We start from the raw sequence: 6,821 nt of genomic DNA, 5'->3' as shown, positions 1-6,821 counted from the left end.
CGACCATGTACGACATGAGCCGCGTAACCGCGAACGGCTACTTCGATTCCGCAAACAACGCCGACGCCCGTAACGAAGCCCGCAAGGCTCTGATGGCCCAGCGCACCAAGGACTTCAAGAACGGCACGTACGACCTGGCCGGCGGCGTGGTGGACCCGCTCCCGGACGACGCTCCTTACTTTGTCAAGGATTACTACGCCTACTACAAGACCCCGCGCGGCTACCACAAGCGTTCCCTTAACAGCAACAAGGGCTGGGCCGCCTCCGCAGGCACCTCGCTCATGAACACCAAGCTCCTCGCGTACGCCGACGAAATCCGTAACCCCGTGCTCATCATCCACGGCGAAAAGGCCCACAGCCGCTACTTCGGCGAAGGCGCATTCGAAAAGATGACCGGCAAGAAGGCGGACGTTCCCGCAAAACTCGACGCCACCAAGAACTGGAGCAAGACCGTCGGCAACAAGGAACTCCTCGTCATCCCCGGAGCCTCCCACGTGGACCTCTACGACAACCTGGAAAAAATCCCCTTCGAAAAGCTGAACGAATTCTTCAAGACGAACCTGAAGTAAGCAAAAGACACAAAACCGCGACGATTATCGCAGCTGTCCAAGGTCACAAATGTGACCTTGGTTGCTTTTTGTTGAATTTAAGCCAAACGCCTGGTACACAACCTTGTGGACCACAACTTTGTGTACTTTTTGGTGCACAACATTGTGTACCGATGAAAAATAATGTATATTATAGGCGGAGGCTCCTATGAACGACGCTTTTATATATGGTTATGCGGTTGAGGGCGAAAACTTTACGGATCGCGAAGCTGAGACCAAAAGGCTCAAGGCGAATTTTGAGCACGGGGTAAACACCTTGCTTATCTCTAATCGCCGTATCGGCAAGACATCTCTGGTTCGCCACGTCGGTCGCTTGGTGAATCCGAAAAAGGCCTCAGTCGTCTATTTGGACATTTTTGATTGCCGCAGCGAATACGATTTCTACAATAAACTTGCGACTGCAGTCTTGCAGCAGACTTCGTCAAAGATTGATTCTATCCTGCAAAATGCGAAGAATTTTTTGAGCCGGGTTTCGCCTAAAATCAGCATGGGGCCGGATCCGACGTCTGATTTTTCGCTTTCGCTGAGTATCACTCCGAAGGAATACGCTCCCGAGCAAATTTTGGAATTGGCCGAAAATATTGCGAAAAAGCAAAAGAAACGCATCGTTGTTTGCATTGACGAGTTTCAGCAGATAGGCGAGTTTCCGGATTCGCTCTCTGTCCAGAAACGGCTTCGCGGTGCATGGCAGTTGCAGCAGAACGTTTCGTATTGTCTGTTTGGCAGCAAAAAGCACCTGCTCACAAACATCTTCCAGAATAAGAGCATGCCATTCTATCAGTTTGGCGACGCGATTTACCTGGGTGTCATTTCTACCGAAAATTGGGTTCCCTTTATCTGCGATAAGTTCAAGAAGCATGGACTTCGTATCGACAAGGAACAGGCTTCAAGAATTTGTGGCGAGGTGGAAAATTATTCTTCTTACGTGCAACAGCTTGCCTGGCTGGTAATGCTGCACACGGAACGCGAAGTTACTTCTGAAATAATTGATACCGCCATGAATGAACTCATCGCTCAAAATGCGGCGCTCTTTATGCAGCAGACGGAGGGGCTTTCCAGTTACCAGATGAACATGCTCCGGGCGATTGCCGCGGGAATTCATAACGGTTTCCTGTCGCAGGAGGTGCTGGAGACCTATCGCCTCGGGACTAAATCGAATATTCCCCGAATAAAGAAGGCCCTGATAGACCGAGATATAGTAGAACAGCGTGAAACGGGCCTCTATATCAGCGACCCCATATTCAACAAGTGGTTCAGGAGATTTTAAGAAATGAACATCAGTCCAGGATATTCATTTTTGCACGACACCGGAACTAGAAAAAGACGAGGTTTGCGAAGAACAATTGCGCAAGGCCGAGTACATCGAAATCCTTAAAAAGCGAATTCCTAAAATATTCGAGAACTTTGTCAAGTATTCCGGAGACTTTGAATTTTCGCTGTTCTTGGACCTTATGTTTGGTAAATACGCGGATGTACCTCCCTTTAAGGAAATGTTCCCGGAAGGTTATTCAGCAAGATTCAATTTCCCGAACATTGACGAACGCGTGTTCAAGTTCGTGGAACAGAATTTGTCTATTGGGTTTATGTTCCTTTTCGGAACGGATGAAGACAACTTGACATTGGTTGTTCCTGAGGAATTTATTGAAATTGTGGATGGAACAAAACGGTCTATGGCAGGGTTCCATGACTATTGCAAGGTTTACGCCAACCTTTATGGCGTATGCAATCCCGAGACGGTCATCAGCAAGTGGAACATGGACCATGTCGACCGCACCCTGACCAAGAAACAAGGAGTTGCGGCAATCAACGAGTGCGGTTTGTTTACCCGTTATTTTACGAGCTATGGCGTGTGCCTTTGCGCCTGGAGTGTCGAAACATCTGTAGTGATTGAGCACATTATTGAAGAGCGCAAAATCCATAGCCCCTATAGGCCGACCAATGAGGAATTTAACGAGTGGCTTGACTATACGGACGATATCAATGAAAATCTTGCGGAATTCAAGACCATCCGCGATCACTTTAAAAAGTATTCGGATAAACCCGCCTTTGCTGATTTTGATGCGCACTGCCTCCTGGATGATTTGCGCATGGCTATGGAACACCCTGCTGCAATTGTTGAAAGGTATCGTCGGCAACTCGGCTTTACCCGTATCGATATGGACAAGATTACGCCCATTATCAGTGCCATTATGGAATTGAACAACAAGGCTAGACTTTGGGTTACTTACGGAAATGTTCCAGATGAATTGTCTTCGTCTCAAGAAAGTGGCTTTGGAATGAAGCAGAATATCGCCGTTGTTCGCTCGACGCCGAAAGTGGGGCGCAATGATCCTTGCCCTTGTGGTAGCGGCCTCAAGTACAAGAAGTGCTGCGGCAAAATGGTGAATTAGGGTTTGTTGAAACTTATTTTACTGGGATTTGGCTTGTTGGCGGCTGTTTTTGTGCTGAAATGACATTATTTCTCACGCCAGCGTGTAGCTTTTATCCAGCAATTTTTTGATTTCGGTTAACGACACCGTCCCGTCAAGGACGACCGTTACCCAGCTTTTCTTGTTCATGTGGTATGCGGGGAGGTAGCCAGGCTTTTTCAGGAGTTCCGGCAATTCCTTCGGGACTATCTTGAAGTTCGCCACTTCGATAATCTCGTCGCCCTTGAGGCCTACTTTTGACTTTTCGACAGTCCCCAACAGGCAATACCATTTCTTGTTTTCGTGCTTGCGGATGGCGGCGAATTGCGGAAACCGTTCCCACAGATATTCGGGCTTGTCTCCGTATTTTTGCTCCGCGTAGCCAATCAGGTCGTTCGCTGATTTCTTTTTAAAAATCTGTGTCTCGAAACATTCGCTAATGAATTTATCCGTAATAGCGGAAACTTCTTTGCGGATGCGGCCCACGAGGGCCCCTTGCACGGAAAGCACCGAAAAAAGCAGGTATTCTTCGCCGGAATCGTTGTCGATTACCTTGACCGAAACTTTCTTGCCCCGTCCCACTCTGATTTCAAGACGGAATTGCCCGCCAAGTATTTCGCGGACGAGCGCATAGTTTGGCCCTTCCTTCGTGAACCCGAACGGAATGAGCTTTTTTACAAGGAGTTTCTTGCCGTTGAATTGTTCTTCGATGCCTGTCACGTAAGCAAAAAATAGATAAAATCCTTGCCAACGGAAAAATTTTTTCCTAAATTCGCTTGCGAAATCAACGTGTAGCGGTCCCGCATAAGTCCAGTTGTAAGGCTTTGCGGGCTTTTTTTATGGCGATTCCGTGCGGTTTCGCCAAGAGGAATTTATGAGCGGAAAACAGAAATTCACTTTCCTTATGCTGTTGCTTGGACTGCTTTCGGCATTTGGCCCCTTCGTGACAGACCTTTACCTGCCTGCCCTCCCGAGCCTTGCCGATTATTTTGCGGCAAGCCCCTCGATGGCACAGCTTAGCCTCACCATGAGCATGCTCGGACTTTCGGTGGGGCAACTCTTTGTAGGCCCGCTGAGCGACAAGTACGGCCGCAAAAAGTTGTTGCTAGTTTGTCTGTTGCTTTTTGTTTGCGGGACTGTCGCTTGCATTGTCGCGCCGAACATCGTAACCTTCAACGTATTCCGCCTGTTGCAGGGCATGGCGGCATCCGGCGGAATCGTGATTGCCCGTTCCATTTCGGCGGATTCCTACCGTGGTCCCGTCCTCACGAAGTTCCTTGCCATGGTGAGCGCTGTGAACGGAGTCGCTCCGATTATAGCCCCGGTGCTAGGCGGATTCTTGCTGAATTTCATGAGCTGGAAGGGGACTTTCGCGGTGTTGCTCCTGTATGGTGCTCTGTTGCTCTTTATGTCAGGGAAATTCCAGGAATCGCTCCCNNGGGACTTTCGCGGTGTTGCTCCTGTATGGAGCGCTGTTGCTGTTTATGTCAGGGAAATTCCAGGAATCGCTCCCGGCAAAACGTCGCAGCAAAAAATCCGTCTTTGCGAGCTTTAGCTTGTATGCAAAAGTATTCAAGAACCGCGCTTACGTATCGTATTTCTTGGTATGCACATTTCCAATGGTTATCTTGTTCGGGTATATCGCCTCTTCGCCGTTCATTTACCAAAAAATCTACGGCCTTTCGCCTGTGGGTTTCAGCCTCTGCTTTGCGTTGAACGCGTTGTTCACGGCGTTCGGTTGTGCGCTTTCGGGCAGGGTCGGCAACGAATACAATACCTTGAAAATCGCTGGCGTGGGAATGCTCGTTTTCGCGATTGCCGTTGCTGCCGCCCTCATGACGCACGCTTTACTCCCGATTCTGCAAGTCGCCTTCATGGGGCTTACGTTCATGTTCGGCATGAGTCAGCCCCCTGCAAACGCATTGGCTTTGAACGCCGAACGCGCAAATGCAGGCACCGCAGCCGCGGCCATCGGGGCATCGGGCTTTTTGATGGGCGGAATCGTCTCCCCGCTGGTGGGCATGGGCGACATCGCCACAAGTGCATCAATCGTGCTTCTCGTGGGCGCCGTTTTGACGCTTGTTTCGGTTCTCGCCATCGGTTCACTATGCGCAAAAGGCATAGTGAGTCATAGCAAATAAGTATTTTGAATCGCTCGCACAATTATTTATATTGTGTATATGCGAAACTTTGTACTTATAGCGTTGTTCTTTCTCGTGGCCTGCAGCGATGCCGCAAGCCATTCGTCACAGCCTGAAACCCAGACGCCGAAATCGTCCGCAAGTTCAACATCTAAAGTGGGGGAGGCTCCCGTGAAACTCAAAATCCATGTGAACGACACCGCCTTCACGGCAACGTTCGAAGAAAATTCCTCCGCCAAGGCCTTCGCCGAATTCCTTGCGCAGGGCGACCTCACGCTTGACATGCACGACTACGGCAGTTTCGAGAAGGTGGCCGACTTGCCGCGCAGTTTTCCGCGTAACGACAAGCAAATCGACACCGACGCGGGCGACATCATCCTTTACCAGGGCAACTCCATCACCATCTACTACGACAAGAACTCCTGGAACTTCACGCGCCTCGCCCGTATCGACAACGTGAACAAGAAACGCCTCCAGCAGATCCTTGGCAAAGGGAACGTGAAGGCGACATTCTCGGTAGAATAAACGTCCGAAAACTCTAACTAACCCTCGATTTTTGTGTAATTAAATTTTTTACACGAAATTTTTAGTTGTTCTATTGACGTTACAACGATAATTGGGTATATTTTGTGTTGTAACAATTAAAGAACAACTGCTTAAAATCAAATAAAAAAGGGCATGGCCCAAGGAGACTCAAAATGGAAAAGAACGACTTCAAGACCGTAAATCTTGGCAAGGGCGTCGTGGAAGTCTACGATTTCGGCGCGGTCAAGCTGCATGCCTACAAGACAAACGACCTGATAACCGACGAATGTTTCTTGCTGGAAAAGGGCGGCAAGATGTTCATGGTCGAAGCCCCCTGTTTCTTCGACAACATCAAGGAACTGGAAGCTTACATCAAGGGCCTTTCGGTAGAATTCGTGGGAACGGTGATTGCCTACCATGGCGCGGGCGCGACCTTCATGAAGGGTGCTCCCGTGTACAGCACCCGCCATGCCGACGATTACAACCATAACGGAGGCGGTGCGGCCCTGGTCAAGAATTTCACGGCGGCTTTTGGCGATGCTTTCAACAGCTCCATTTACGCGACGACAGACTTTATCGAAGGCGAGATTTTGAATCTCGCGGGCATCGACATGCGCATTGTCGCGACCCAGGAGGCATTCGATATCGAATTTCCCGAAATCAACGTTGTCTACACCCACATGATGGGCCACGACGTTCATTCCATCGTGGCAGGGAGCAAGCACGCCGATGCCATCATCGCGCAGCTCACGGATTACATCGACCGCGGAATTTCCCTGATTCTCACGTCACACTATACGGTGGAAAATCTGGAAGATGCACGTGCAAAAATCCAGTACCTGAAGGTGATGAAGAATATCGCCCTCAAGAACGTGAACCCGGCGGCATTCAAGAGCGCCATGAAGCAGGAATTTACGAACTACTCTGGCGAAAAATACCTGGACATGACGGCGGGAATGTTCTACAAATAGACCAAGGTGCGTGTGAACGCAGGCAACAATTGTTAAATTGCGGATTATGAAAGTCAGCGTTCGTTTTACGGCAGCGGTCCACACCTTGCTTTGCATCCACTTCTTCGAGGGGGCGGAGCGGGTGACCTCGGAATTCATATCGAGCAGCACCGGCGTGAATGCGGTCAT

At 49.6% G+C, this 6,821-nt stretch carries 8 protein-coding genes and 1 pseudogene; 8 read left to right on the top strand and 1 reads right to left on the bottom strand.

Features of this window, described 5'->3' with window-relative positions; genetic code table 11:
• From B3M32_RS03385 to B3M32_RS03375, 3 genes are all read left to right on the top strand, one after another.
• A partial coding sequence (locus tag B3M32_RS03385; RefSeq protein ID WP_290743591.1) for an alpha/beta hydrolase occupies positions 1 to 569 on the top strand: 569 nt, incomplete at its 5' end.
• A 187-nt stretch (positions 570 to 756) separates the two neighbouring features.
• On the top strand, positions 757 to 1,875 hold the full coding sequence (locus tag B3M32_RS03380; protein ID WP_290743589.1) for an AAA family ATPase: 1,119 nt from the start codon (positions 757 to 759) through the stop codon (positions 1,873 to 1,875).
• Positions 1,876 to 2,059: 184 nt separating this feature from the next.
• Positions 2,060 to 2,998 carry a YecA family protein gene (locus B3M32_RS03375; protein ID WP_290743588.1) on the top strand — a complete coding sequence of 313 codons (939 nt, stop codon included), beginning with the start codon at positions 2,060 to 2,062 and terminating at the stop codon, positions 2,996 to 2,998.
• Positions 2,999 to 3,070: 72 nt separating this feature from the next.
• Here the strand turns inward: B3M32_RS03375 and B3M32_RS03370 are convergent, their stop codons facing one another.
• Complete coding sequence (locus B3M32_RS03370; protein WP_290743587.1) at positions 3,071 to 3,736, bottom strand: MmcQ/YjbR family DNA-binding protein; 666 nt, start codon at positions 3,734 to 3,736, stop codon at positions 3,071 to 3,073.
• A gap of 154 nt (positions 3,737 to 3,890) precedes the next feature.
• Between B3M32_RS03370 and B3M32_RS03365 the strand changes: the two genes are divergently transcribed.
• The 5 genes and pseudogenes from B3M32_RS03365 to B3M32_RS12350 form a co-directional block, all read left to right on the top strand.
• The gene (locus tag B3M32_RS03365) at positions 3,891 to 4,571 is read left to right on the top strand and encodes an MFS transporter (RefSeq protein ID WP_290743586.1); all 681 of its coding nucleotides are present in this window, start codon (positions 3,891 to 3,893) and stop codon (positions 4,569 to 4,571) included.
• Entirely contained in the window at positions 4,501 to 5,157 is a 657-nt protein-coding gene (locus B3M32_RS03360) for an MFS transporter (RefSeq protein WP_290743585.1), read from the top strand. The genes B3M32_RS03365 and B3M32_RS03360 overlap by 71 nt, the downstream gene beginning before the upstream one ends.
• A 39-nt stretch (positions 5,158 to 5,196) precedes the next feature.
• A complete protein-coding gene (locus tag B3M32_RS03355) occupies positions 5,197 to 5,682 on the top strand; it encodes a cyclophilin-like fold protein (protein WP_290743584.1) in 486 nt (161 codons plus the stop codon).
• A 173-nt stretch (positions 5,683 to 5,855) separates the two neighbouring features.
• Positions 5,856 to 6,653 carry a hypothetical protein gene (locus B3M32_RS03350; protein WP_290743582.1) on the top strand — a complete coding sequence of 266 codons (798 nt, stop codon included), beginning with the start codon at positions 5,856 to 5,858 and terminating at the stop codon, positions 6,651 to 6,653.
• A 46-nt stretch (positions 6,654 to 6,699) separates the two neighbouring features.
• A pseudogene (locus B3M32_RS12350) lies at positions 6,700 to 6,821 on the top strand (Rrf2 family transcriptional regulator); the annotation flags it as partial.

The organism is Fibrobacter sp. UBA4309 (assembly GCF_002395745.1).
Taxonomy (GTDB): domain Bacteria; phylum Fibrobacterota; class Fibrobacteria; order Fibrobacterales; family Fibrobacteraceae; genus Fibrobacter.
The sequence above is the reverse complement of the archived record's forward strand: the minus strand, read 5'-3'. Positions and strand labels throughout refer to the sequence as shown.